This window comes from Candidatus Rhodoblastus alkanivorans (genome assembly GCF_022760755.1).
Lineage (GTDB): Bacteria > Pseudomonadota > Alphaproteobacteria > Rhizobiales > Beijerinckiaceae > Rhodoblastus > Rhodoblastus alkanivorans.
Genome location: NZ_JAIVFP010000001.1, coordinates 3,469,245 through 3,491,839, shown reverse-complemented (window position 1 = coordinate 3,491,839; position 22,595 = coordinate 3,469,245). Strand labels below are relative to the sequence as shown.

General features: G+C 65.0%; 15 protein-coding genes. 5 read left to right on the top strand and 10 right to left on the bottom strand.

What is annotated here, in order from left to right; genetic code table 11:
* The first annotated feature begins 40 nt into the window (after positions 1–40).
* Positions 41–1,597, top strand: coding sequence for a murein biosynthesis integral membrane protein MurJ (gene murJ / locus K2U94_RS16205; RefSeq protein WP_243068196.1), 1,557 nt, complete (start codon positions 41–43; stop codon positions 1,595–1,597).
* Here murJ and K2U94_RS16200 read toward each other — a convergent pair.
* The gene (locus tag K2U94_RS16200) at positions 1,594–3,819 is read right to left on the bottom strand and encodes a transglycosylase domain-containing protein (protein ID WP_243068195.1); all 2,226 of its coding nucleotides are present in this window, start codon (positions 3,817–3,819) and stop codon (positions 1,594–1,596) included. The genes murJ and K2U94_RS16200 overlap by 4 nt on opposite strands.
* Positions 3,820–3,960: 141 nt before the next feature.
* Between K2U94_RS16200 and K2U94_RS16195 the strand changes: the two genes are divergently transcribed.
* A complete protein-coding gene (locus tag K2U94_RS16195) occupies positions 3,961–4,482 on the top strand; it encodes a YcgN family cysteine cluster protein (protein ID WP_243068194.1) in 522 nt (173 codons plus the stop codon).
* Positions 4,483–4,717: 235 nt separating this feature from the next.
* On the opposite strand, the gene K2U94_RS16190 is transcribed toward K2U94_RS16195, so the two are convergent.
* Positions 4,718–5,395 (bottom strand): spermidine synthase, encoded by a 678-nt coding sequence (locus tag K2U94_RS16190; RefSeq protein ID WP_243068193.1) that lies wholly within the window; start codon positions 5,393–5,395, stop codon positions 4,718–4,720.
* A gap of 149 nt (positions 5,396–5,544) precedes the next feature.
* Positions 5,545–6,930: a M20/M25/M40 family metallo-hydrolase gene (locus tag K2U94_RS16185; RefSeq protein ID WP_243068192.1), complete on the bottom strand. Its 1,386-nt coding sequence runs from the start codon at positions 6,928–6,930 to the stop codon at positions 5,545–5,547.
* A gap of 95 nt (positions 6,931–7,025) precedes the next feature.
* Here K2U94_RS16185 and K2U94_RS16180 point away from each other — a divergent pair, with 95 nt between their 5' ends.
* Positions 7,026–7,283, top strand: a complete 258-nt coding sequence (locus tag K2U94_RS16180; RefSeq protein WP_243068191.1) for a 4a-hydroxytetrahydrobiopterin dehydratase — start codon at positions 7,026–7,028, stop codon at positions 7,281–7,283.
* On the opposite strand, the gene K2U94_RS20460 is transcribed toward K2U94_RS16180, so the two are convergent.
* Positions 7,284–9,575, bottom strand: a complete 2,292-nt coding sequence (locus K2U94_RS20460) for a PAS domain-containing sensor histidine kinase (protein ID WP_243068190.1) — start codon at positions 9,573–9,575, stop codon at positions 7,284–7,286.
* Positions 9,576–10,068: 493 nt separating this feature from the next.
* Positions 10,069–12,729: an aminopeptidase N gene (gene pepN, locus K2U94_RS16170; protein ID WP_243068189.1), complete on the bottom strand. Its 2,661-nt coding sequence runs from the start codon at positions 12,727–12,729 to the stop codon at positions 10,069–10,071.
* Positions 12,730–12,921: 192 nt separating this feature from the next.
* Here pepN and K2U94_RS16165 point away from each other — a divergent pair, with 192 nt between their 5' ends.
* Positions 12,922–13,515 carry an LOG family protein gene (locus tag K2U94_RS16165; RefSeq protein WP_243068188.1) on the top strand — a complete coding sequence of 198 codons (594 nt, stop codon included), beginning with the start codon at positions 12,922–12,924 and terminating at the stop codon, positions 13,513–13,515.
* Positions 13,516–13,521: 6 nt separating this feature from the next.
* Here the strand turns inward: K2U94_RS16165 and K2U94_RS16160 are convergent, their stop codons facing one another.
* The 3 genes from K2U94_RS16160 to K2U94_RS16150 all read right to left on the bottom strand — a co-directional run bounded on the left by K2U94_RS16160 (position 13,522) and on the right by K2U94_RS16150 (position 18,126).
* Positions 13,522–14,310 (bottom strand): hypothetical protein, encoded by a 789-nt coding sequence (locus K2U94_RS16160; RefSeq protein WP_243068187.1) that lies wholly within the window; start codon positions 14,308–14,310, stop codon positions 13,522–13,524.
* A 118-nt stretch (positions 14,311–14,428) separates the two neighbouring features.
* Entirely contained in the window at positions 14,429–16,609 is a 2,181-nt protein-coding gene (gene mdoH, locus K2U94_RS16155; RefSeq protein WP_243068186.1) for a glucans biosynthesis glucosyltransferase MdoH, read from the bottom strand.
* Positions 16,597–18,126, bottom strand: a complete 1,530-nt coding sequence (locus K2U94_RS16150) for an OpgD/OpgG family glucan biosynthesis protein (RefSeq protein ID WP_243068185.1) — start codon at positions 18,124–18,126, stop codon at positions 16,597–16,599. The genes mdoH and K2U94_RS16150 overlap by 13 nt, the downstream gene beginning before the upstream one ends.
* Positions 18,127–18,308: 182 nt before the next feature.
* Here K2U94_RS16150 and glmU point away from each other — a divergent pair, with 182 nt between their 5' ends.
* Complete coding sequence (glmU, locus tag K2U94_RS16145; RefSeq protein WP_243068184.1) at positions 18,309–19,688, top strand: bifunctional UDP-N-acetylglucosamine diphosphorylase/glucosamine-1-phosphate N-acetyltransferase GlmU; 1,380 nt, start codon at positions 18,309–18,311, stop codon at positions 19,686–19,688.
* 230 nt (positions 19,689–19,918) lie between these two features.
* Here the strand turns inward: glmU and K2U94_RS16140 are convergent, their stop codons facing one another.
* Positions 19,919–20,878: a SphA family protein gene (locus K2U94_RS16140; protein ID WP_243068183.1), complete on the bottom strand. Its 960-nt coding sequence runs from the start codon at positions 20,876–20,878 to the stop codon at positions 19,919–19,921.
* A 370-nt stretch (positions 20,879–21,248) separates the two neighbouring features.
* Positions 21,249–22,316 (bottom strand): MBL fold metallo-hydrolase, encoded by a 1,068-nt coding sequence (locus K2U94_RS16135; RefSeq protein WP_243068182.1) that lies wholly within the window; start codon positions 22,314–22,316, stop codon positions 21,249–21,251.
* Positions 22,317–22,595: the final 279 nt, after the last annotated feature.

Here is a 22,595-nt window from a genome sequence, read left to right as displayed (position 1 = left end):
TAATCTCACCGAACGACCCAGCCGAGAGCGATCCCGCCTTATGTACAGAAGCTTTCTTTCGGTCAGCGGGTTCACGCTGCTCTCCCGTCTGACGGGATTTTTGCGCGACGTCATGCTCGCCGGCCTGATCGGCGAGGGCATGATGGGCGACGCTCTGGCGGTCGCCCTGCGCCTGCCCAATCACTTCCGGGCGATCTTCGGCGAGGGCGCCTTCAACGCGGCTTACGTCCCGACCTATCTGCGGGTCTATGAGCAATCCGACATCTGGGCGGCGCGCCATTTCGCCAATCAGATTTTCACTTTGCTCCTGATCTCCCAGGTCGTGATGCTGGCGCTCGGCTGGATATTCATGCCGAGCTTCGTCCACCTTTTGGCGCCGGGCTTTGCCGCCCATCCGGAAAAATTCGACCTCGCCGTCAAGCTGACGCGGATCACCTTCCCCTATCTGTTCTGCGTGACTCTGGTCACGATGCATTCGGCGACCCTGAACGCCCATGGCAAATTCGCCGTCGCCGCCTTCGCGCCGGTGCTGCTCAATGTCTTCATCATGGCCTTTCTCGCCATCGCCTTCCTTTTCCCCAATGCGGCCTATGCGGCGGCGGCGGGCGTCACCGCCTCGGGCCTTGCCCAGCTCGCCTTGCTGATGTCGTCGGCGCGGCGGCTGCATCTGATGGAAAAACTCGCGCGGCCGACTTTGAGCGCCGACGTTCGCTCTTTTTTCCGCATGTTCGGCCCGGCGGTGATCGGCTCGTCCGGGCTGCAGATCGCCATGTTCGCCGATACGATCATCGGCTCGATGCTGCCGACCGGCGGCCTGTCCTCGATCTATTACGCCGAGCGGCTCTATCAATTGCCGATCGGGCTCGTCGGGGTCGCGGCCGGCACCGTCCTGCTGCCGGAAATGAGCCGCTGTTTCGCGCGCGAGGACTGGGCCGGGGCCTTTACCGCGCAGAACCGCACGCTCGCCCTGACCTTCGCCCTGACCGCGCCTTTCGTCGTCGCCTTCATGGTCATTCCCGACGTCATCGTGCGCGCCCTGTTCCAGCACGGCATGTTCAGCGCCGCCGACACCGCCGCCACGGCGGCCGTGCTGCGCGCCTATGGCTCGGGCCTCGTCGCCATCGTCGCCATCAATGCGCTGCGCTCGGGCTTTCAGGCCATGGGCGACACCAAGACGCCGATGCTGGTCTCGCTCGGCGCGCTGGCGATCAATCTGCTGCTCAAGATCCTGCTCTACAAGCCCTTGGGCGCGGTGGGCATCGCGCTCGCGACCTCGGCCAACGCCTGGATCAATCTCGTCGCGCTCGTCATTATCGGATTGCGGCGCTATCTGTTCCAGCCCGACGACATATTCAAGGGCGTGGCGCTGGCGGCGGCGACGGCGGCGGTGGTGCTCGCCAATATCGCCCTCTGGCTTCAGGGGCCTTTCGAGGCGCTCGGCCACCGGCTCGGCATTTTCGGCAGCCTGATCGCCCTGGCCCTGTTCGGACTCGTCGGGCTGCTCGTCTATGGCGGCGCGGTCGTCGGCGGCTGCCGGGCGCTTGGCGTCACCGCCGCGCAAATGGGCCTCGGCCGGCTGGTCCGCAAAAAGGCTTAGCGCAGATTGACGATCGGCGCCGGTCGGCGCGCGGCGACGACGGACAGCCCGGCCTTCGCATAATGCGGGCCGGCAAGATCGACCGCGCCGTGTTTTTCGCCGGCCATTTTCATGAGAATTTCGATCGTTCCCAGGGCCTGCGCCGCGTTTTTCGACAATTGCTCGCGCGCGACCGGGGTCTGGCCGCCGTCGGCGCTCGTGAACTGGGCGACCGGACCAACCGGGTTCGCGAGGGTCATGCCGGGCAGAGGCTTCAGATCGACGCCGCTATGGGCGTATTGCATGATGTCGTGCCAGGTGGCGGCGGGCATGGAGCCGCCGGTCATTTTGTTCATCGCCTGGTCGTCGTCGTTGCCGTACCAGACTATGCCGACGAAATTGCCGGTATAGCCGCAGAACCAGGCGTCCTTGTAATCATTGGTGGTGCCGGTCTTGCCCGCGACCTCGATGCCGTCGAGCTGGGCCCGCCGCCCGGTGCCCTGCTGAACCACCTGGGTCATCATGAAGACGAGTTCGTTGATATAGCGCGGATCGATCACCTGCTGCGGCTTCTCGCCGTCGCGGTCGTGGCTGTAAACCAGCTCGCCGCGGCTGTTGTATATCTCCAGCGCGGCATAGGGTTTGACCCGCTTGCCGCCATTGGCGAAGGCGGCATAGCCGGTGGCCTGGTCCATCGGGCTCACTTCGTCGGCGCCGAGCGGCAGCGACTGGGTGTCGGGCAGGGGGGCGGTCACGCCGAGCCGGCGCGCGGTGGCGATGATCCGAGAGCGCCCGAGCTTGGCGTTGCCGTCGCCGACAGCCACCGAGAGCCGCACCGCCACCGAATTGATCGAATGGGCGAGGGCGTTCCACAGCGGCATCGAGCCGCGAAAGTGGCCGCCGTAATTCTTCGGGCACCAGTTGCCGAGGCAGATCGGCGCGTCCACCACCGTGGTGTAGGGCGTGAATTTGCCGCTCATCAAGGCGGTGAGATAGACATAGGGCTTGAAGGACGAGCCCGGCTGACGCAGGGCGTCGGTGGCGCGGTTGAACTGGCTGACGGCGTAATCGTGGCCGCCGACGAGCGCCCGTACGGCGCCGTCCGGCTCCATGACGATCGCCGCGCCCTGATGGGCGTCGAAGCTCGGCCCGCTCTCGCGCAACATCTGGTCGATGGTCGATTCCGCCTTCTGCTGCAAGCCCGAGTCGAGCGCGGTGCGCACGGTGACGACGCGATCCTTGCCGAGCTTGCCGGCGTCGGCGAGCGCCTTGACCTCGTTGAAGGCCCAGTCGAGATACCAGTCGGGGGTCGGGGCCTCGCCGGCGCGATCGACCGGCGACGCCGGATGGCGCAAAGCGTCGGCGATCTGGTTCTCCTGCAGATAGCCTGCCGCGACCATGTTGTTGAGCACCTCGTTGGCGCGGGCGCGGGCGGCGGGCAGGTTGACATGAGGCGCGAATTTGGTCGGGGCCTTGAACAGGCCGGCGAGCATGGCGGCCTGGGCGAGCGTCACGTCCTTGATCGAGCGGCCGAAATAGAATTGCGCCGCCGCCTGGATGCCGAAGGCGCCGCCGCCCATATAGGCGCGGTCGAGATAGAGCCGCAGAATCTGCTTCTTGGTGAGATGCGATTCGAGCCAGAAGGCGAGGAAGGCCTCATTGATCTTGCGGGTGATGGTGCGCTCGTTCGAAAGAAACAGGTTCTTCGCGAGCTGCTGGGTGAGGGTCGAGCCGCCCTGCACCACGCCCGAGGCGCGGGCGTTGACGGTGAGCGCCCGCAAGAGGCCGATGGGATCGACGCCCCAATGGTCGTAGAAGCGACGGTCCTCGGTGGAGATCACCGCCTGGACCACATAATCGGGATATTGGTCGAGCGGCACCGCGTCGTCGTGGAGAATGCCGCGCCGGCCGACCTCCTTGCCGTAGCGGTCCTCGAAGGTGACGGCGAGATCGGTCTTCTTGAGCCAGTTGGGCGAGGCGGTGAGGCGGAAGGCGGGCTGGGCGAGCGTCACCATGACGACGCCGCCGAACACGCCGAGGGTCAGGGCCTCGCAGGCGAGTTCGACCGCCGCGCGGGACGCGCCGCGCACGTGGAACCGCTCCATGAAGCTGGAAAAATCGCGCCACAGTTCCCCGGTGTCGACGCCGAGCGAATAGAACGTGCTGTCGATCCAGGAATCGATCCAGAGGAGCGCGTTGCGCAGCGCGCGAAACCATCCGGCTTTTTCGAAATCATAGGCCAAGGCGGTTCCGCTCCTTACCAGTCCTCGTCCGCGCCGGTCTTGACAGGCCGCCCCCGCAGACGCCTTTAGATTGCCTTAACGCTAACGACGATCAAGCGCAAAATGCGCGCCAGCGTCGCCTGCGCCATTTTGAAACGGACGATGAGCGAAAAGAAAAAATCGCGGAAATCCGGCGCGGCAAGCGAGCCGTTCTGGCGCGGACGCGCCCTCGCCGATTTCTCCAAGACCGAATGGGAGCGCCTGTGCGACGGCTGCGGCCGCTGCTGCCTGGTCAAGCTGGAGGACGAGGACACCGGCGAGATCCATTTCACCGACGTCGGCTGCCGCCTGCTCGACCCGGCAAGGGCGTGTTGTTCCGATTACGGCCACCGCTCGCGGCGGGTCAGGGATTGCATCCGCCTGAGCCCGGAAAGCGTGGCGACCCTGACCTGGCTGCCGCCGACCTGCGCCTATCGCCTGCTGGCGCAGGGCGAGGATCTGCCCGACTGGCATCCGCTGGTCAGCGGAAGGCCGGAAAGCGTGGTCGAAGCCGGGGTTTCGGTGCTGGGACGGGTCAGCGCGCTGGAGGACGAATTGTCGGTCGATGAATTGCTCGACCACATCGTCGCCTGGCCCGCCAAGGTTCCCAAGGCCGCGAAAAAGGGGCGGAAGAAACGAGATTAGATGCAATGGCGAGGGGCGGTTAATATCGTCTTTCCATTTTACCTTCTCTTAACCCCAAAAATGGGATTTCGCGATCAGGACGGGAATGATCCCTGAACGAATCGCTGAATTGTGGATATTTAGGCTTTGTTCCGTCGTTGAACCGATCCTTTACGCGGTTCTCGCGCAAGCCGCCCCAAAATGGGAATCGCGGAATCTCGCGCGAACGAAACGGGCGCGAATTGGCTTCGCGGCGTCAGTCGCGGTTTGTTCGGGAGGCGAGCCAGATCATGTGCCGGGCGCCGCGCCCGCGGCCGGCGCGCACCGGGCGTTCCTCGGTCTCGAAACCCGCCTTGCGCAATCGTCGGGTGAAGCTTTCGTCCGGCGCGCAGGACCAGACCGCGAGAACGCCGCCGGGTTTCAGCGCCGCGCGGGCGGCGGCAAGGCCCGGCCCGTTGTAAAGACGGTCGTTGGCGCTTTGCGTCAGGCCGTCGGGGCCATTGTCCACATCAAGCAGGATGGCGTCATAGGCGCCCGCGCGCGCGCCGATGAAGGAGCCGACGTCGCCCTCCAGAATTTTCACACGAGGGTCGTCGAGGCTGCCGCGAAAAACGTCGGCCATCGGACCGCGCGCCCAGGCGACGACTGCGGGAACCAGTTCCGCGACCTCGACCCGCGCCGACGCATCGAGTGACGCCAATGCCGCGCGCAAGGTAAAGCCCATGCCGAGCCCGCCGATCAGGATCACTGGCGCGGGGCGCCGTCCGATCTTGTTCAGACTCAGCGTCGCCAGCGCCTCCTCGGAGCCGCTGAGGCGCGAATTCATCAGCTCGTTGTCGCCGAGCATGATCGAAAATTCGCCGCCCCGCTTTTTTAGCCGCAGCGCGCCGCCGCCCGGAATTTGCGCGGTATCGAGGAGAATCCAGGGGAGCACGACTGGGCGCCTTCGAACGGTCAGGGTTAATGAATTTCGGGTCGTTCGGCCTCGCCGGCCGCCCGAAATGGGAATCGACGATCAAGACGCGAACAAAAGGAGCGCGAATCGGCGCAAGGCCAGGTTTCGGCTTTCGTTCTTCCCTCAGGCTATTCCGCGAGCGCCGTGAGGATGCGGACCCAGCTGCGCGCGCCCTTCTGGAACGAGGACAATTCATATTTCTCGTTGGGCGAGTGGATGCGGTCGTCGTCGAGACCGAAGCCGACCATCAGCGAATCCATCTTCAATTCGCGCTTGAACAGGCCGACGATCGGGATCGAGCCGCCGGAGGCCGCAAGCACCGGAGGCCTGCCCCATTCGGCTTCGAGCGCCCGGCTGGCGCGCAGGATCGCCTCGGAGCGGAAGGGCAGCGACAAGGCCGGGCTTGCGCCATGGCTCAAGAATTCCGCCTCGCAATCCTCGGGCAGGCTCTTGCGCACATGTTCGCGGAAGGCGTCGATGACGCTTTGCGGATTCTGCTTGCCGACGAGGCGGAAGGAGAATTTCGCGCTCGCCTGCGCCGGCAGCACGGTCTTCGAGCCCTCTCCAATATAGCCGCCGACAATGCCGTTGACGTCGCAGGTCGGCCGCGCCCAGATCTGCTCCAGAACGGAATAATTCGCCTCGCCGGCCGGAACCGACAGGCCGACGTCGCCCAGGAAGGCGGCCTCGTTGAAATCGAGCGCCGCCCATTGCGCCTTGATCTCCTCGGGCAGTTCGGGGACGCCGTCATAAAAGCCCGGCAGGGTCACGCGGCCATCGTCATCGTGCAGGCCGGCGACGATCCGCGCCAGGACATGGATCGGATTGACGGCGGGGCCGCCGAACATCCCGGAATGGAGGTCGCGGCTCGCCGCCTTGACGATGACTTCCTCCAGAACCAGCCCGCGCAACATGCAGGTGATGAGCGGGGTGTCGCGATCCCACATATTGGTGTCGCAGACCAGCATCAGATCGGCTTTCAGCTCCTTGCCATTGGCGGCGAGAAAGGCGGGCAGGGAGGACGAGCCGGACTCCTCCTCCCCTTCGAACAGGATGGTGACGTGGCAGGGGAGGCCGCCGTCGGCGTGGAGGGCGCGGCAGGCTTCGACGAAGGTCATGAGCTGGCCCTTGTCGTCGGCGGCGCCGCGCGCGACGATCTGGCTTCGGCCCGGCTCGGCCTCGACCACGGCCGGCGCGAAGGGTTCGGCCTTCCACAGCTCCAGCGGATCGACCGGCTGCACGTCGTAATGGCCGTAAAACAGCACATGGGGCGCGTCGGGCCGCGCCGCCCTGGCCTTGCCGACGACCATCGGATGGCCGGCTGTCGGCCGGACGGAGGCCTCGAAGCCGACCTCCCGCAGCTGGCCGGCGAGCCATTCGGCGGCGGCCGCGCAATCGGGGACATGGGCGGGGTCGGTGGAAATCGAGGGCAGGCGCAGCAGGTCGAACAAGCGGTCCAGCGCCCCCTGGCGGTCGGAGTCGAGGGCGGCGAGCGCTCTATCGAGTTTGGACATGACGGCTCCTGGGTGAATCGCTAAATTAAACTATCAGCAGAGCGATTTGGCGTCACGCGGGCGACTACCTCTCCCCCGCATAGGGAGCAACGAGAATGGCGATGATTCCGGAAGGGTGGCGCGGCGACGACCGAAGGATGACGAAAGTCTTTGAGTTCGACAATTTCGCTCAGGCCTTGGCCTTCATGGTCGAGGTGGGGCTCTATTGCGAGCGCGTCGACCATCATCCCGAGTGGAAAAACATCTACAACAAGATCTGGGTCGAACTGTCGACCCACGACGCTGGCGGGGTCACCGAAAAGGATCTCGCGCTCGCCGGCCATATGGACAGGATTTTTCTGCTCGGGCGCTGATCATTCCGCCGCGCTGATCGCGGCGATGCGGTTCTGGGCCTGTTGGCGCGGGCCGGGCAGATGGATGCCGACCCGCGTGCCTTGGCCCGGTGTGGAATCGATGCGCAATTCGCCGCCGTGCAGTTCGACCAGGGAGCGGGCGATCGCCAGGCCGAGGCCGGGGCCCTTCATGCCGTCCTGCATCAGCGGCGAGCGCTGCTCGAACGGATGGCACACCGGGGCCAGCTCTTCCGCGCTCATGCCGCAGCCGCTGTCCTCGACGATGATGTCGTACGCCGCGCCGTCGCGGACCGCGCGCACCGCGACGCTTCCGCCCTCGGGCGTGAATTTCACGGCGTTTTTCAGCAGGATGACGACGACCCGGCGCAGGAGGGAGGGATCGGCGAAAACCCGGGCCTCGGCGGGCGGGTCGAAGGCGATCTTGACCTTTTTGGCTTCGGCCGGGGCGCGATAGGCGTCCACCGTTTCGGCAAGCGTCGGCGCGAGATCGACCTCGCGGGCGTTGAGAGCGACCTGGCCGGCGTCGAGCCGCGACATTTCCAGCACGTCGCTGATGACGCCATGGAGATATTCGCCGGACTGGCGGATATGATTGGCGTATTGCAGATAGCGCGGATTGCCGATTTCGCCGAAATATTGCTGCTCCATGACTTCCGCGAAGCCGATGATATGGGTCAGCGGCGTGCGCAACTCATGGCTCATATTGGCGAGAAAATCGGATTTGGCGCGATTGGCGGTCTCGGCCACGGCCTTCTGTTCGAGATAGCGTTCGGCGAGCTCGGCGAGCTGCTGGGCCTGAAACTCAAGGGTCTGGCGGGACTTGCGCAGGTCGGCGACGGTGGCGGTCAGCCGGCGCTCGCTGTCGAGCAATTGCTGCTCGTGCTGCTTGAGGGCGGAAATATCGGCGCCGACCGAGACATAGCCGCCGTCCTTGGTGCGGCGCTCGTTGATCTGGAGCCAGCGGCCGTCGGCGAGGCGCGCCTCATAGACCCTTCCGGCGCCGTCGTCGGGCAAGGCCTCGGCCTGTTCGGCGACGTTCCGGGAATGCGCCATCACTTTCAGATAAGGCGTCCCCGGCGCGGCGGCTTCCGCCGGCAGGCCGTGCACGCGCTGGAATTTGGAATTGCACAGTACGAGACGGTTCTGCGCGTCCCACAGCACGAAGGCTTCGGAAATCGATTCCACTGCATCTCTCAAACGCAGGTCGGCGGCGGCGGAACGCTCGGCGAGGCGGACCTGTTCGGAAATGTCCACCGCGATGCCGACGAGATGCGGCGCGCGTTCGCGGCCCTCGTGGATCACCTGGGCGCGGGCGCGAATCCATATCCACTGCCCCTCGGCGTCGCGGATGCGGAAGGCGTGGTCGATCGAGGCGATACGCCCGGCGGTGAGCTGCTCGGCGACGCCGGCGAGATTTTCGTCCTCGGGATGGATCAGCGCCCGGAGGTCGCCGAAGGACAGGAATTCGTCGGTCCGGGTCATGGACAGCATGTCATACATGGAATCCGACCAATAGATGCGGCCGGTGGCGAGATCCCAGTCCCACAATCCGCAGCGGCCGCGATTGAGCGCGGCGTCGATGCGGTTGCGGATGCGGGCGCGGTCGGATTCGGCGTCGACGGCGCGGCTGGTCTGGGCGAAATAGGCGAAGGCGACCACGCCCATCACCGCCGCGGTGAGCAGGAACAGCAGGGCCGAGCGCCAGACCGTCGCGCGCCATTCCGACATGGTGCTGTCGAGCGGCCGGATGATCGCGAGCTGGCCGAACGGCGGCCGGAGGTTACGCACCGTGGCGAGAACATCGGCGCCGCTCGGCAGGCTGAGGCGCATCGGTCCCGCTTTTTCCGCGAATACGGTGAGCGGCTGGGCGGGGCCGAGATGATCGGCAAGCGGGATTTCCGGCACGGCGCCGCGCGGGAGCGTGGCGATGACCAGGCCGCTGGCGTCGGTTACGGCGATGATGCGGCCGTGGGTGTCAAGGTTTCCGAGCGCGGATTCGAGGATCATCTGGGCGGGCTCGCCCGGCGGCGCGCGGCGGGCGGCGGCGTTGAGGTCTTCGGCGGCGATGCGGCCGACCATATCCATCTGGGCGAGGGCCTCGGGGACGACGCGGTCGTGCGTTTGCATCGCGACCTGGGCGGCGACGCCGAACAGGGTGAGCAGAAAAAGCGCGATCAGCGTGGGGACGGCGGCGCGCAGCAGCGGCTCCAGCCGCTCCTTCGACGACGGCGAGGCGGGCGCGGCTTGTTCTCGATGGGGGGCGTTGTCGCCGCGTGGGAAAAGCGGGGTCACCGAGGCGCCTCCTTCGGGGGCGCCGGCGGGGATGGAGTGAGGCCACCGGGTCTCGATCGGCCCCGCAGCGTCGAGGCATAATGAGGCATCGGCTGCGTTCGCACGCGCCATCATACGCTCCTACAATGTTGAAATGGGATGACCCGGAGCCTTACGGCGACGCTTCCGAATCATCCCCATTCGAATCCCAAGCAGGCTTTTTGTCCAGACTAAATTTTCGTTAATGCAGGCGTTTTTTGCAGCGAAAATCAGGCGCGATTTGAAGACGTTAGGGAAGGCCGACGCGCGCGCCCGAAGCCGGAAAAGGGCATAAATGAGAGTCAAAACAATGCGCTGGTTGTCTCGCTCAAGCTCGACTCGGGCCGCGACGATTTTTCGCCGGAGGATTGCGAAATTTTGGCGGAATTGGCGCGAAACCAAGGCAGAACGCCCCGCCGGACGGGTGGGGCGTTCATGGTTCGGCCATTCGGTCCAAAATTGTCGCGGGGCCTGATCAGGCGAGGGCGCGCGCGACGATATCGCGCACGTCGGGCGAGAGCTTTTCGTGGCCGGCGACGCTTTCGAGGGCGTCCCGGGCGAGCTGGCGGCGCCCCGATTCGAGATTGCGCCAGGACCGGAAGGCCGAAAGCAGCCGCGCCGCGACCTGCGGATTGATCTCGTCGAGCTTGAGCGCGGTCTCCGCGATGAAGCGGTAGCCGGCGCCGTCGGCGGCGTTGAATCCGGTCGGATTGCCGTTGGCGAAGGCGGAAATCAGCGCCCGCACGCGGTTGGGATTGGTCAGGCTGAAGGCGTGGTTGTGGGTCAGGCGTTTGACGCGCGCAAGGGTTTCCAGCTCCGGAATCATCGCCTGGAGCGAGAACCATTTATCGACGATCAGAGGCTCTTCGGCGTGCGACCGGAAGAAGGAGTCGAGCGCGCGCTCGCGTTGCGGCGTGGCGTGGGCGCAGAGCGTCGAGAGCGCGGCCATGGTGTCGGTCATATTGGCGCCGAGCTGGAACTGGCGCATCGCAATGTCCGATCCGTCCGCCGGCGCGCCGGCCGCGTAAAGGTCGAGACAGGCGTTGCGCAGGGACCGCCGTCCGGCGCTCGCCGCGTCCGGGGAAAAGGGCGCGTCGGACGTCAGGCGCTCATAGACCGCGAGCAGGCGGGCGCCGAGACTCTTGCTGATTTCGGTCCGCAGCGAGCGCCGCGCCATGAAAATGGCGTCGGGATCGACGTCGGAGCCGATGTCGCGGGCGATGTCGCTCTCGCTCGGCAGCATGGCCATTTGCGCGGCGAAGGCGGGGTCGGCCGCTCCCGCCTCGATCAGGGCGCCCAAAGCCTCGGCGAAGGCCGGGTTGAAATCCGGCAGCTCGCCGGCGTGGATCAGCGTGGTCGAGCGGATCATCAGCCGCGTGGCGAAGGTCTGCGCCGCCTGCCAGCGGTTGAACGGATCCGTGTCATGCGCCATGAGCAGCAGGAGGTCGTCCTCGGAGAGTTCGACATCGAGGATGGCGGGGGTCGAGAAGCGCCGCAGCAGCGATGGGACCGGCTTGCTTGGCACGTCCTTGAAGACGATCCGCCGTTCCGTTCCGGCCAGTTCGAAAATCCCGAACTCGGCTTCGCGCGGGCTTGTCGGATTGTCCTGAACGAGCGGAATTTCCTGGCCGTCCTGGCCGATCAGGCCAAGCCGGATCGGCATGAGCAGCGGTTTTTTGTCCGGCTGGCCAGGGGTGGGCGGGGTCTCCTGCGACAGGTCGAGCGTGTAGGTCCTCGCCGCGGCGTCATAGGCGCCGCGCGCTTTCAAGCGCGGCGTGCCGGCCTGATTGTACCACAGGAAGAATTGCGACAGGTCGCGGCCGGAGCTTTCCGCGAAACAGGAAATGAAATCCTCCACCGTCGCCGCCTTGCCGTCGAAGCGCTCGAAATAGAGCGCCATGCCGTTGTGATAGGCGTCATGGCCGATCAGGGCGCGCAGCATGCGAATGATCTCGGCGCCCTTCTCATAGACCGTCGCGGTGTAGAAGTTGTTGATCTCGTTATAGGCGTCCGGGCGGACATTATGGGCGAGCGGGCCGGCGTCCTCGGGGAACTGGCTGGCGCGCAGGGTGCGGACATTGGCGATGCGGCCGACCGCCCGCGAACGCTGGTCGGCGGAGAATTCCTGATCGCGATAGACGGTCAGGCCTTCCTTGAGGCAGAGCTGGAACCAGTCGCGGCAGGTGATGCGGTTGCCGGTCCAGTTGTGGAAATATTCATGGGCGACGACGGTCTCGATCCCGACGTAATCGCCGTCGGTCGCGGTCTCCTGGATCGCCAGGATATATTTGTCGTTGAAGATGTTGAGACCCTTGTTCTCCATCGCGCCCATGTTGAAGTCGGGCACGGCGACGATGTTGAACACGTCGAGGTCATATTCGCGGCCATAGACGAATTCGTCCCAGCGCATCGCATGGATGAGCGATTCCATCGCGTAATGGGCGCGATGCTCCTTGCCCTTCTCGACATAAATGCCCAGCTTGATCTTGCGGCCCGAAACGGTTTCGAACTCGTCTTCGATCGAGCCGAGATCGCCGCCGACCAAGGCGAACAGATAGCATGGTTTGGGGAAGGGATCATGCCAGACGGCATAATGGCGGCCGCCGGGGAGATCGCCCTTTTCCATCGGATTGCCGTTGGAGAGCAGGACGGGCGCTTCCTCCTTGTCGGCCTCGATGCGCACGGTGAAGACGCTCATCGCGTCGGGCCGGTCGAGATAATAAGTGATGCGCCGAAAGCCTTCGGCTTCGCATTGGGTGCAATAGGTCGAGCCCGAGCGGTAGAGCCCTTCGAGCCTGGTGTTGGCCGAGGGGTCGAGCAGGGTTTCGACCTCCAGGGTGAAGGGGCGCGCCGGCGGGTGGGCGATGATCATTCTGTCGGGTGTGGCGACCTCGGCCAGATCGAGCGCCTGATTGTCGAGCAAGGCGCGGAAGGGCCGCAGGTCCCCGCCGTCGAGGATGAGCGGCGCGCCGGCGATTCCGGCCGGATTGGGCCTGAGCTCCAGGCGGGAGACGACCCGCGTCGCGACGCGGTCGAGGCTGATGTCGAGACGGACCGCGTCAATCAGATAATCGGCGGGGCGATATTCGGCGAGACGGACGGGGGGATTGGGCGCGGCTTCGGGCTTGTCGGACATGACGCCTCTTCGATCTCGGGATCCGGCGGGCAGTCGAGGCTTCCCGCGACTCGGAAGCCGGACTGCGCGTTCACGCCCTATTTATTCTTGCGGCGCCGGAATCGCCATCCGCCAAAAGAGAAAATCATCGCCCGGCTTGACCGTCCCGGCCGGTCGCGGGAAAAGGGAAGGGACGGGGCGAAGGGACGCAGCATGCAGGGGATCGGCAAAATCTGCGTTTATTGTGGCTCCTCGGCCGGAGCGGACCCAGCTTTTGTCGGGGCGGCGCGCGATTTCGGGCGGATTCTCGCGGAAAACGGCGTCGGCCTCGTTTATGGCGGCGGCGACCTCGGCCTGATGGGGGCGGTCGCCCATGCCGTGCTGAACGCCGGCGGCCATGTCACCGGAATCATCCCGCGCTTCCTGCAAAAACGCGAGCACATGCTCGAAAGCGTCCAGGACCTGGTGGTCGTCGAGGACATGCACGAGCGCAAAAGGCTGATGTTCGAGAAGGCCGACGCCTTTGTCGCGCTCCCCGGGGGCCTCGGGACGCTGGAGGAGCTGGTTGAACAGCTCACCTGGGTCCAGTTGCAGCGCCACGACAAGCCGGTGCTGATCGCCGACATCGCGGGGTTCTGGGCGCCGCTGCTGTCGCTGCTCGACCATATGCGCGGCCAGGGTTTTATTCGCCCCCAACTGGAGGCGCGCTATCTGGTGCGCGAAAAGGTCGAGGACATTCTGCCGGCCCTGCAGGCGGCCTTTGCCGAAGCGCGGCAGCCGCGGCTCGCGCTGGGCCCGGAATTCTGAAATTCCTCAATCGTCCCACATGAATTCTGGGCCGATATAGCCGCGGTCGGTCCGCACCACCCATCTTTGTCCGTGGCGTTCGATCCGCTCGACCAGGGCGCCGCCGGGCAGGATGTCGCCCGGTTGGACCTCCTCCATCCTTCCAGCGCCTTCGATCAGGGCGTGGCCGTGGCCGGCGTCGCGCAGGACGAAGTCGCGGTAGGGGCTGAGAATGACAGTCTCGTCCGGGGGCGAAACGGCGGCCGTCCGAGCCCGCGCCGCATGGGGCAGGGGCTTGCCGATCGAGGCGGTCGGAGTGCGGTCCACCTTCTTCTGCGCGATCTTCTCGGCCTCCGATTGGACCTTTTCCAGCTTCGCCTGCAAATGCGAGGCGGTGGCCGCGACATTGGCCTTGGCGTCGGCGATATTCTTTTGCAGCGAGGCGATGGTCGCTTCTTCCGAGCGCGACTTGCGCGCCTGGGCGTCGAGCTTGTTTTTCAGGCTTTCGACATGGACGCGCAGCGCGGCCAGTTCCTGGCCCTGCGCCTTGGCGGCGTGGAGGGCTTGCGCCGCCGCCGTCGCGACCGGGTCGGGCTTGGCCGGCGCGGGCTGGAGCAGGGCGCCGATGCGGTCGGCAGTCGCCCAGCCGGCGCCGAGCGTCAGCACCAGGACCGCGGCCGAGGCGGCGAGGAAGCGCCACCCGTTGCCGCGCGGCTCGACAGCGCGGAATTCGATCTCCGGCCTTTCGTCGGCATAGAACCGATAGGGCTCGCGAGGCTCCGGCACGGGTTTGGAGGGCGGGATCAGGTCTTGCATCGGGCGGCTCCGCGCGGGCGCTCGCCGCCCGCTTCACATGAGACGGTATTTTCCCGGCATCAGCTTAACCCGCGATTAATAACGCCGCGATTTTCGCCGCGGGTGTCGCTAAAAAGCATCACTCGCCCGCGCTCGATTCGGCCGGCAGGCGGACCAGTACGGCGATCAGGGCGCGATCGTGCATCAAGGCCGCGCGCTCCTTGCGCTGGATCCACGCCGAAGCCTCCTCGATCGTGCGGGCCTCGCCGAGCTTGGCGATCGCCATCGCCCGCTCCGGCGCGATGTCGCCGCGCGCGTGGTGGGGGGCAGGGGGCAGAAAGGCCTGATGGGCGGCGCAGAAATGCGGATCGGCATGAAGGACGCGCAAGCCATCCGCCTTGTCGAAGCCTTCCGATGCGAGTTCTTCCGACAAGGCGTTGGCGCGGGTCGCGATCGGCGGCGGCGCGCGTTCTTCCGGCGTCGTCAGAAGGCCGATGCGGCGGAAGGCCATGCCGACCGATTTCAGGCCGGTGCCCCAGGACAGCAGGATCGCCAGGATGAGGCCGGCGATGGTCGGCGACATCCAGGCTGCGAGCGAGGGCGAGATCAGGAGCGCCGCGACCAGGGAAATGACGCCGAGAATGACATGGTCGCGATGGCGGCGCATGATCGACTTGAACGGCACCGAGCCGTCGTCGCGCCGCTGCGGCTCCCAGCCGGTGTCGAAGCCGAACAGGATATGCAGGACATGGCCGGCGTGGACCATCATCATGATCGGCGCCAGCAGCGCCGACATCAGCACTTCGAACAGGGTCGAGAACAGGAGGCGGATGGCGCCGCCGGCGCCGCGCCGCGTCGGGCCGTCGAACAAAGCGACGATCAGCCCGAATAATTTCGGCGCGAGCAGAACCGCCATGGTCACGATGAATAGTTCCAGCGACCGCTCGGCGTCGAATCGCGGCCAGGTCGGGAAAAGCGCGAATTCCTTGGAGAAATATTCCGGCCTGATATAGCTCGCCTGCAGCACGATCACGATGCCGATCAGGAGTTGCGCGAGCCACAGCGGCGAGGCGACATAGGCCATGATTCCGGTGACGAAATGCTGGCGGGTCGCGAGCGCGAGCCCCTTGGCCGGCAACACCCTGATATGCTGGAGATTGCCCTGGCACCAGCGCCGGTCGCGGGCGGCGACGTCGATCAGCGAAGGCGGGCATTCCTCATAGGAGCCCGGCAGCGAGGGAAGCATATAGACGGAATAGCCGGCGCGGCGCATCAGCGCGGCCTCGACGAAATCGTGGGAGAGGATATGGCCGCCGAACGGCGGCTTGCCCTTGAGATGGGGCAGGCCGCAATGGGCGGCGAAGGCCTTCGTGCGGATGATCGCGTTATGGCCCCAGTAATTGCCGTCGCGGCCCATCCAGCACGACAGGCCGTCGGCGATCACGGGACCGTAGATGCGGGCGGCGAATTGCTGGACGCGGGCGAAAAGCGTGTTGCGGTTGATGATCAGCGGCAGGGTCTGGATGATGCCGGCGTCGGGGTCGGCCTCCATCGCGGCGGCGAGCGCGACGATGGCCTGCCCGGTCATCAGGCTGTCGGCGTCGAGCACCACCATTTGATCATAGGCGCCGCCCCAGCGCGCGACGAAATCGCCGACATTGCCGGCCTTGCGCGCGACATTTCTGGCGCGGTGGCGGTAATAGATCCGCGCCCTGGGCCCGAGCCTTTGCCGCAGGGCGATCAGCGCCCGCTCCTCGGCGATCCAGACGTCGGGATCGGTCGAATCGGACAGCATGAACCAGTCGAAACCCGCGCCGTGGCCTGTCGCCTCAAGGTCTTCGTGGATCGCCTGGAGCGCCCCGAACACGCGCGAGGGCGCTTCGTTGTAGATCGGCATGATGACCGCGGTGCGGGAGTTGAGCTTTTCAGGCGGTTCCGGAGGTTTGGGCCGGGCGAAGAGCAGATGCAGGAAGCCGACGATGGAGGCGCTGAAGGACAGCGCGATCCAGGAGAAATTGGCCAGGAACAGGACCAGCAGCGCCCATTTCAGGAAGGTGATGCCGCCGACGTCGATGACGCGGTACATTTCATAGCCGCCCCAGACGGTAAGGGCGAGGCCGCCGCCGAAGGTGACGAGCCGCGACAGCCAGGGCGCGCGCATCTTTCGCGCGAAAGGGCGCCGTTCCGTCGCCGCGTCGAAGCGGTACAGTTTCTGCGCCGGCATGGCGAGCGGCGATTCCTCCGGCATGGCCGGCGCTGGAGCGGGCGCTCCGTGGGCGGCCGGCGAGGGAGGCGAGGCGGTTTCGATTATGTCGTCCATCGGTAGAGCCAGGTCTCGGTCTGTGGCGCGCCCTGAACGTCCAGCGTCAGGCGGATTTCGCAGGCCGTCTCGCCGGCGGGATCCATGTCGAACTGGACATAGCAGCTCTTGCGCTCCGGCGCGGGATAGAGATGCTGGGCGATCACCTTTCCAGGAGAAACGGACAAATTGGGTTTGAGGTCCGCGACGCGGGCGGAATCGCCCAGGGCGTCGCCGCGGAATTCGACCAGGAAGCGCCTCTGCTTGGCCGCCGGTCCGCGCCCGCCGCGCGAATCCGTCGTCTTGGCGAGCGGCGGACGCGAGGGCGGCGACCAGCACCAGAACTGGCGATAGGCAAAATCGGCCTGCTGGCCCTTGACGAGTGGAGTCTTCGATCGCCAGAACGCGACCATGTTCTGGGCGCTCTCGTTGTCGGAGGGAATTTCGACCAGTTCGACCGAGCCGTCGCCCCAGTCGCCGATCGGTTCGATCCAGAGCGACGGCTTCAGCTCCCAATGCTGGGCGAAATCGTAGAAGTCGTCGAAGGCGCGATGGCGCTGCAGGAAGCCGAATCCCTTGGGATTGCTGTCGACGAACTCGGAAATCTGGAGATTGCTGCGGTTGGTGACCGGGCGCCAAAGCCATTCGCCCGCGCCGGTGAGCATCTGCAGGCCGGTCAGCTCGGTGGCCGCGTCGCGGACGTCGTCGTCGCCGCGCCGGTCGAGCGGACTGAACAGGCTGGTCGCGCTCATCGTCGCGAGCCCGTAAACGTCGATCGTCGCGCGCGGGAACAGCGAACATTCGACGTCGATGATGGTGGCGTCGCCCGGATGAATGGTGAAGCGATAGGCCCCGGCGACGCTTTCGGAGTCGAGCAAGGCGTTGATCGTCAGCGCATTGTCGGCGACGCTCGCCTTTTGAATCCAGACCGCCCGGAACAGGGGAAACTCCTCGCCGCGCGGGTCGCCGGTGCGAATCGAAAGGCCGCGCGAAGTCACTCCTAAAATCTGGCCCGGAGCGGCGGAGCGGAAAAAGCTCGCGCCCTGGAACACCGCGATCTCGTGCAGGCCGCCTTTCTCGTCGCGCCGCAGGACGCGGAAGCCGGAGAAGTCGAGATTGGCCGGGGGCGGCTTAAGGCTGAGCCCGCCGAAGTCGAACTGGGAGGCGTCATAGTTCAACCGCCGCGACATCCCGTCCTCGACGAGATAGACCTGCATTGGCGAGGTGTAAACGAAGCCGCGATGCAGCGGCTCGATGACGAAGCCGCTGGATTTGTCGTTCCAGATCAACCCGTCGGGTTTGATCTTGATGGCGGCGAAGGCCTCGCGCGAAAGATTGGTCAGGGGCGCGGGCAGATTGGTCGAGGGCGCGGAAAAGGGTTTGGCCGCAACGCTCTTGGCCAGATCGAGCACCGACGAGCTGCTGAAAGGCGCGGCGTCCGGCTTCTGGTTCTCGGCCGGAGCGGCGGAAGCGGGGCTGAAGGCGGCGACGGCGGCGGCCGTTCCCGCCAGTTGCAATACGTCACGTCGCTTCAGCATCGACAGGGTCGTCCGTTCCGTCCCGTGAGGTGGTTGCGGGGCGTGGCGGGTCGCCCGCTCGCGCGCATGTTTCCCGATTCCGCGGTTTATAACCTAATTTGCGGCGGAGGCGAGGCAGATTTTTTGCTTTGCGGTATTTTGCGGCTCCCCTATACCTTTCCCGACATTTCCGAGGTTCTCTCATGACGACGCAAAGGAACCGCGCCGCGCCGCCGCGACGCTGCCTCGCCATCGTGCTCGCCGCCGGCGAGGGCAAGCGCATGCGCTCCAGCCTGCCAAAAGTGCTCCATAAGGTCGCCGGGCGCACTATGCTCGCCCATGTGCTCGACGCCGTCGCCCGCGCCGGAGCCGACTCCGTCGCCGTGGTGGTCGGCCCGGGACGCGACGACGTCGCCGCCGAGGCGCGCGCCTGCGCGCCATCGGCCAAAGTCTTCGTCCAGGCCGAGCGGCTCGGCACCGCCCATGCGGTGCTGGAGGCGCGCGAGGCGCTTGCCGAGGGTTTCGACGATATTCTGGTCCTGTTCGCCGACACGCCGCTGGCGCTGCCCGACACTTTTATCCATTTGCGCGAAAAGCTCGGAGAGGGCGCGGGCGTCGTCGCGCTCGGATTCACGCCCGCCGATCCCTCGGGCTACGGCCGGCTGCTGACCGATGACAGCGGCGCGTTGCTGGCGATCCGCGAACACAAGGACGCGAGCCCCGCCGAACGTGCGGTCAAGCTCTGCAACGCCGGGCTGATGGCGCTCGACGGCGCCCGGGCGCTCGACTGGCTGGGCCGGATCGGCAATGCCAACGCCCAGAAGGAATATTACCTCCCCGACGCCGTGGCGGTCGCGCGCGGCGAGGGCGCAATTTGCGCTTTTGTCATGGCGCCCGCCGAGGAAGTGCTCGGCGTCAACGACCGCGTCCAGCTCGCCGCCGCCGAAGAGGAAATCCAGAACCGGCTGCGCCGCGCCGCCATGCTCAACGGGGCGACCCTGATCGCCCCGGAGACGGTTTTCTTCTCCTTCGACACGGTTCTGGGCGCCGATGTCGTGGTCGAGCCCCATGTCGTGTTCGGCCCCGGCGTGAGCGTCGGCGAGGGCTGCGTCATCCACGCCTTTTCGCATCTCGAAGGCGCGACTCTGGCGGAAAATGTCTCGATCGGGCCTTATGCGCGGCTGCGGCCCGGAGCGAGACTGGCGACCAAAGCGCGGGTCGGCAATTTCGTCGAGATCAAGCAGGCGGAGATCGGCGAGGGGGCCAAGGTCAACCATCTGACCTACGTCGGCGACGCCAGCATCGGCGCGCGCGCCAATATCGGCGCCGGCGTCATCACCTGCAATTATGACGGCTTTTTGAAATATCGCACCAAGGTCGGCGCCGACGCCTTCATCGGCTCGAATTCGGCCCTGGTCGCGCCGGTCGAGGTCGGCGACGGCGCCTTTGTCGGCTCGGGCTCGGTGGTGACCGACAATGTCGAGGCCGACGCCTTGGCGGTGGCGCGCGGCCGCCAGGCCGTCATCCCCGGCTGGGCGACGGCTTTTCGCAAGAAGATGGCGGCGCTCAAGGCCGCGAAATAAAGTTTTGGCGTCGGCAAAAGCGCCGCCGCCAAAGCCGCCCCTGCTACGCGCTTTCGCGATGCCGGGTTTCGGCTCGAACGCGTCTTTCAAGCCTTTCGCGCAATGGCCGGTGCAACGTCGTCAGCGGACTTTCCCGGCCAGAAATTCCGTTGTCGCCTGTGTATGATGGGACAACTGGGCCAATTTCGCACTCCGTTGCCTCCACCAGGTTGTCGCCATGGCGCCCCGCCTCAGCCGGGGCTGTGGGTGGGCGAAGGCTTCGCCCCTCCCAACGGAACGGTCAGGGTAAACATTCCGACATCGCCGCTGAGGCGGTTTTCAACATCGAACTCGCGCATGTATTTCACGGATGTCAAAAGCAGCACGCCGCCGACTTCCAAATTATAGGTTAGGTTCGGACCGAGGGCCGATACGCGTCCTTTGAACGGCCCAATTACGGCGCCAGCTCCGCTATCGCCTGTGATCTGTTCATAGTGATATCCGGCGACGCCGATCGCAAAGGCCTTCGAGAGGTGCTGCATGAGCGCCCCCTCGAAATGAAATTCGGTGCCCGTCCTGTATTTTGTGGCCGGATTTTCTCCGTTGAAGGTGAAGCCGACCGCGCCAGAAACTTCCAGGCCAGACTGCGGATTCAGGTACGTCATCGAGCCCGTCAAGTCGCCGGCCCACCGGTTGAATCCCATGTTGACGAGGTTGGTGGCGGAGTAACTTCCAACAGGAACATTGAGAAGACCGGTCAGTTTCCAGTGGAAGAAACTCGAATTCCATCCGATGAACGCCGTCGCCAGCGGATCGCCGAACGCAAACGTATGATCGGATTCGCGAAGGACGCGTCCAGTCTGCAACGTGTTTCCATTTGGAAGCGTCAGGCTCGACAATGCCGTCACATCAAGGTCGACACCCTGATAACCGACAGGCGCAAGCACGCCGAACCCCGCGTTCCCTCCCAGGACCTGCTCAGGCGCCACGTAAATCAGCGTAAAGATATTGATCCCGACCTGCGCCTTGACGCTCAAGCTAGCGTTGGTCTGCAAAACGCCCAATGGTGGAAGTTCGGTTCCTGCGCGGCTCAGGGACCAACTCAATGCCGTATTGCCGCTTCCATTGCCTTCGTAAAAATAGGTGAACGAGGAAAAATAGAAGCCGGGGGGCGGCGTCACGCCAGCCATCGACGTCGCGGCGCCGAGCAAGTAGACGCTCTTTCCCTCCTCAGCCGCCGTCGCACCGCCAGCCCACAAGAGGGAGCCTGCAAGAATTGATGCGGCGCCGAGCCTCCCAATAGCCCCCATATCCTGTCCCTATTCCATTTTGTCGTCGGTCCCGGATGAAGCGCGCTCCGATTTTCGGCGGGCGGGATCCGGAGTTTCCAGTCCTACGCTACAATGTCTCGAGGGTGCCGGCGAGTGCTACTCGACGAAATCAACAGGTTGTTCCTGTTCGCTTTGCGTGTCAGAAGCTCATGGATGACGCTTCCGCCAAGCTTTCATAGTCTACCAATCGCTTTCACGGCTTGATCAGCGTCAATACGCGCGGAATAATTCGGGGGAGTGAGCGCCACAGTTATTTCGATGGCAACCTCACGCTTGCCAGATCGGTTCCTACGACGACATGACCTGTATAGCCGCCATCTTGGGCAGCCTTCTCGTAATCTTTTTCTGTCAGCGGCCCGCCTTTGATCTGCACGGTTCCCTGCATGGAGGCGCCGATCGGCGGCGCCAAATGCGTGAGCATGAGGTGCTTGGCGCCGTCTCTCTGCGCCATGGCGCCGAGATCGGTGGCGTTGCTCTGACGATAGTAGACTGCGGGTGGCGTGCTGGCGCCGCTTTCCGGCGACAGCACGGGATGAATGGTCGTATTCACGATGACGTCGACGCCTTTGGCCAGTTTTTCGAATTCATCCGATGTCGAAGTCCTGCGGGGCGGGGCAGGCGTGTCATTGGAGGAGTCTCCCCCGATCGCAACGCTGCCGGCCGGCGTGTCGACGCGAAACGCAGCGGAGCCCGGAATATGGGTTGTCCGAATAGCGCTGACCTTCACTTCGCCTGACGTCCAAACGACCTGAGGCTCATCCTTGGGATCGAACGTGATGACATTCAACCCGGCGACGGGTCCGGCCGGGTTGACGATGCCTTTCAACTCAAAGGCGCGGTAGGCTGTTTCGCCGGACTGCTCATAGGCGTCATCGATATGGGCTACGAATTTGCTGCAGCTCAAGTCGGGCCCGGACGGCGACTTCGCATCCACGGCGCAAACGATGTCGAGCTTCGGCGTTTTTGGTGAGCCGAAGATCCAGCGCATCTGAACGATATCGGAAAAACCTTCCGTGTGGTCGGAGTGCATGTGCGTGAAAAAGACAGCGTTGAGCTGAGCCGCCTGGACGCCGACCTGCGACAGGCGCATGAGTGTCCCGCGCCCAGCGTCAAACTGCATCAGCACGGAACTGCAGTTGTCGGCGTCATCGCCATAGCGGACCACTGTTCCGGGCCCGGCGAGGCCATTATAGGGCGGCGGGCCGCTGGTGCCGGTCAACGTGACGATCAGGCAAGGCGCGGCTTGCACGCTTGATGTGGCGGAAAACCCCGCCAATATCACGAACAAAGATGCAGCCGCGCATCGTACCTTGATCATTGCTTTTCCCCTTGAGTAGGCTTCGAATCTAAATTGGGACTCGGTCGTTTCAGCGTAGCCGCAAAAGTGGCATGAAAGGAACATGGCAATAATCGCCGCTGCGGATCACGTCTGAATGAAAAAATCGGGTCAGTTGCGCGCGAGCCGACCGACCACGTTTGAATTCCCGCTCTTGGCGCATCCTTCCCGTTCAGCCATCGACCGGTGTTTTCTCGGGACCGGTCCTTCCCGTTATTCCCGCTTCCCGCCGTTTTGCGCCATTCGCTGGCGGGCCGCAGT

Excerpts from the sequence above, each read along its gene's own strand:
- K2U94_RS16195 (WP_243068194.1), top strand. The coding sequence starts at position 3,961 with ATGAGCGAAAAGAAAAAATCGCGGAAATCCGGCGCGGCAAGCGAGCCG.
- pepN (WP_243068189.1), bottom strand. The coding sequence starts at position 12,729 with ATGTCCGACAAGCCCGAAGCCGCGCCCAATCCCCCCGTCCGTCTCGCC.
- glmU (WP_243068184.1), top strand. The coding sequence starts at position 18,309 with ATGACGACGCAAAGGAACCGCGCCGCGCCGCCGCGACGCTGCCTCGCC.
- K2U94_RS16150 (WP_243068185.1), bottom strand. The coding sequence starts at position 18,126 with ATGCTGAAGCGACGTGACGTATTGCAACTGGCGGGAACGGCCGCCGCC.
- K2U94_RS16185 (WP_243068192.1), bottom strand. The coding sequence starts at position 6,930 with ATGTCCAAACTCGATAGAGCGCTCGCCGCCCTCGACTCCGACCGCCAG.
- mdoH (WP_243068186.1), bottom strand. The coding sequence starts at position 16,609 with ATGGACGACATAATCGAAACCGCCTCGCCTCCCTCGCCGGCCGCCCAC.
- K2U94_RS16160 (WP_243068187.1), bottom strand. The coding sequence starts at position 14,310 with ATGCAAGACCTGATCCCGCCCTCCAAACCCGTGCCGGAGCCTCGCGAG.
- K2U94_RS16135 (WP_243068182.1), bottom strand. The coding sequence starts at position 22,316 with ATGATCAAGGTACGATGCGCGGCTGCATCTTTGTTCGTGATATTGGCG.
- K2U94_RS16165 (WP_243068188.1), top strand. The coding sequence starts at position 12,922 with ATGCAGGGGATCGGCAAAATCTGCGTTTATTGTGGCTCCTCGGCCGGA.
- murJ (WP_243068196.1), top strand. The coding sequence starts at position 41 with ATGTACAGAAGCTTTCTTTCGGTCAGCGGGTTCACGCTGCTCTCCCGT.
- K2U94_RS16180 (WP_243068191.1), top strand. The coding sequence starts at position 7,026 with ATGGCGATGATTCCGGAAGGGTGGCGCGGCGACGACCGAAGGATGACG.